A 999-nucleotide genomic window follows, 5' to 3' on the forward strand; every position below is an offset into this window, starting at 1 on the left:
CAGCCAACGCGAGGGCGAACTCGCCGAGATCCTGGTCCGGACGCTGATCCAGGAAGGACAACAGGCGCTGCGCCTGGGCGCGCAGAGCGCCCTCGCCTCGCGCGGACACCGGAAGAAGCGCCAGGCCACTCGGCAGCCGCGGCGTGGGCAGGGCCAGGCCAGGGACGTCCGAGGGCTGTTCCAGGATGATGTGGGCGTTGGTGCCACTGACCCCGAACGCGGACACCCCAGCCCGACGCGGACGCCCCACCTCCGGCCACACCGTCCGCTCAGTCAGCAGCTCCACCGCACCCGACGACCAATCCACCTGCGGCGTCGGCTCATCCACATGCAGGGTCTTGGGCAACACCCCCGCCCGCAACGCCAACACCATCTTGATCACACCAGCCACACCCGCAGCCGCCTGCGCATGACCAATATTCGACTTCAACGACCCCAACCACAACGGACGCCCCTCGGGCCGACCCTGGCCATACGTGGCCAACACCGCCTGCGCCTCAATCGGATCACCCAGCGCCGTACCCGTCCCATGCGCCTCCACCACATCCACATCCGCAGCCACCAACCCCGCACCCGCCAACGCCCGCCGGATCACCCGCTGCTGCGACGGACCATTCGGCGCCGTCAACCCATTCGACGCACCATCCTGATTCACCGCACTGCCCCGCACCACCGCCAACACCCGATGACCGTTCCGCTCCGCATCCGACAACCGCTCCAAAACCACCACACCCACGCCCTCGGCCCACCCCGTGCCATCCGCCGAGGCCGCGAACGACTTGCACCGCCCATCCGCCGCAAGCCCACGCTGACGGGAGAACTCCACGAAGGCGTCCGGCCCGGCCATCACCGTCACCCCACCGGCCAGCGCCATCGAGCACTCCCCCGCCCGCAACGCCTGACCCGCCAGATGCAACGCCACCAACGACGACGAACACGCCGTGTCCACCGTCACCGCGGGACCCTCGAACCCCAGCACATACGACACCCGACCCGACA

General features: G+C 69.3%; 1 protein-coding gene. It reads right to left on the minus strand.

From position 1 onward, the window contains the following. The coding region (locus NP777_RS46915; protein WP_256656327.1) for a beta-ketoacyl synthase N-terminal-like domain-containing protein at window positions 1-999 on the minus strand (999 nt) is incomplete at both ends.

This window comes from Streptomyces rugosispiralis, from assembly GCF_024505145.1.
Taxonomy (GTDB): Bacteria; Actinomycetota; Actinomycetes; order Streptomycetales; family Streptomycetaceae; genus Streptomyces; species Streptomyces rugosispiralis.